Raw genomic sequence first — 2,044 nt, 5'->3', positions numbered from 1 at the left:
CTGGAGGAGGTGGGCACGCTCGGCCTGCCGAGCGCCGTCGCCGCCGCCCGGCGGGTGCGCTCGATCAGTGTGGCCGGGGTCGCGTCACTGCCGCCCAAGCAGGGGATCGGACTGCTGTGCCGCCTCGTGCGCGAGGCCGAAGCCCTGGAAGCAGCGCTCGCCGCCCAAGCCCGGCGGAGCGCTTCCTGATGCCGGCTGAGCGACGGCAGATCCTGCTCTCGGCGGAGGAGACCCTCACGCGATCCAATCCTACGCCCGCATGAGGCCGCAGTTCCTGCCGCATGGCCAGGTGCTCGGCTTCCGGCTCGACGGAGGAAAGGAGGAGGGCGGCATTGGCCTGACCATCTCGGTCGAGGCGGTCTACGGCGCGACGCGAACCGTGCTCGACGTACGGACGACGCAGCCCGACATCGTCGAGTTGCTGATCCGCTGCTGCCTGGAGAACAACATCCCGATCCCGCGCAGCAGCGCTAAGGCCGCCGCCGTGGTGGACGGGCACCTGGCCCTGATCGTGCGCCACGATAGCCAGTTGCTTACCGATGCCTGACCTATTTTGGCTACCCTCATCGTCGGGCACCCTGCTTGGATCACCTCCGCAGATAATGGAGGTGCCGAATCTATCAGGGATGCCCCACTCGCCCCTGCGACTCCAGCTTCATCGGGACCTCATGATATGAGGTGGTCCCCGAAATTCGGACAGGCGGATAAGCTTGGTTCGCCCTGAGAAGGACGGACCCGATGCCGGGGAAGCGGACGCGGTATTCAGCGGAGTTCAAGGCGAAGGTGGCGTTGGAGGCGCTGCGGGGTGAGCTGACGACGGCGCAGTTGGCGGCCAAGCATGGCATTCACCAGACGATGGTGGGCGAGTGGAAGCGCCAGGCTGTGGAGGGCATGGCCGGGGTGTTCTCGGGCAAGTCGGCGGCCCAGGAGAGCGCGAAGGCGAGCGAGGCAGAGGTCGAGAAGCTGCACGCCAAGATCGGGCAGCTCGTGGTGGAGCGGGATTTTTTGGCCAAGGCGTCCGGTCGATGAGCCTTGAGCGACGACGTCAGATGATCGAGCCCGACCACTCCAGCTTGTCGGTGGTGCGCCAGTGCGAGTTGGTCTCGATCAGCCGTTCGGGGTTCTACCACCGCCCTCGGGGCGAGACGCCGCTGAACCTGGAGCTGATGCGGCTGATCGATGCGCAGTTCCTGGAGACGCCCTGGTACGGGTCTCGCCAGATGGCGCGTCACCTCTGCCGGGAGGGCTACACTGTCGGCCGCAAGCGGGTGCGGCGGTTGATGGCCAGGATGGGACTGGCGCCGATCCTCCAGCGGCCGCGGACCACGGTGCCGCATCCTGAGCACCGGGTCTTTCCCTACCTGCTGCGGGACTTGGCGATCGGTCGGCCCAACCAGGTATGGTGTGCCGATTTGACGTACATCCCTATGCGTCGGGGCTTTCTCTACCTGGTCGCGGTGATGGACTGGGCGACACGGAAGGTGCTGGCCTGGCGAGTGTCGAACACCATGGACGTGGAGTTCTGCCTCGAAGCGCTGGAGGAGGCTTTGGCCGGGTATGGGCGGCCGGAGATCTTCAACACCGACCAGGGCAGCCAGTTCACCTCACCGCGGTTCACCGGCGTGCTGCAACGGGCTGGGGTGCGTGTTTCCATGGATGGGCGGGGACGCTGGATGGACAACCTGTTCATCGAGCGGCTCTGGCGCAGCCTGAAGTACGAGTGCGTCCATCTGCACGCCTTCGAGACCGGCTCGGAGCTTCGGGCCGGGCTGGCCAGGTGGATCGGCTACTACAATGCCCGACGTCCCCATTCTGCCCTGGCTGAGCGCACGCCCGACGAGGCATATGGGGCGGGCGAGATGAAGAGACTGGCAGCCTGACGAGAACCAGAGCCGAGCTTATCCCAGCCGCCAAACTGTCCGGCGAATGGGGACCACCTCAGATATAGCAGTGCGGATTCCGACGGAAGTCGGCCACCGTTTCCGATTTGATGTCGGCCAGTGATTCCGAGATGAAGTCGGCCATTCCGATTTGATGTCGGCCA

The 2,044-nt window shown here is 65.6% G+C and carries 3 protein-coding genes; all 3 read left to right on the top strand.

Annotated features, from left to right (window positions below):
- Window positions 1-189: hypothetical protein (locus FHS87_RS23215; RefSeq protein ID WP_184522270.1), on the top strand; the 189-nt coding region annotated here is incomplete at its 5' end.
- A gap of 70 nt (window positions 190-259) precedes the next feature.
- Window positions 260-547 (top strand): hypothetical protein, encoded by a 288-nt coding sequence (locus FHS87_RS23210; RefSeq protein WP_184522267.1) that lies wholly within the window; start codon window positions 260-262, stop codon window positions 545-547.
- Window positions 548-738: 191 nt separating this feature from the next.
- A protein-coding gene (locus FHS87_RS23205; RefSeq protein WP_184522264.1) for an IS3 family transposase occupies window positions 739-1,880 on the top strand; the annotation gives its coding sequence in 2 pieces (ribosomal slippage) (window positions 739-1,000 and window positions 1,000-1,880; 1,143 coding nt in all).
- Window positions 1,881-2,044 lie beyond the last annotated feature (164 nt).

Origin of the sequence: Muricoccus pecuniae, assembly GCF_014199205.1 — a bacterium.
Taxonomy (GTDB): domain Bacteria; phylum Pseudomonadota; class Alphaproteobacteria; order Acetobacterales; family Acetobacteraceae; genus Roseomonas; species Roseomonas pecuniae.
Note: the sequence above shows the minus strand (reverse complement) of the source record. Positions and strands in the feature narration are given on the sequence as shown.

What these genes read in the sequence shown, in the direction of transcription:
- FHS87_RS23210 (WP_184522267.1), top strand. Translation starts at nt 260, where the DNA reads ATGAGGCCGCAGTTCCTGCCGCATGGCCAGGTGCTCGGCTTCCGGCTC.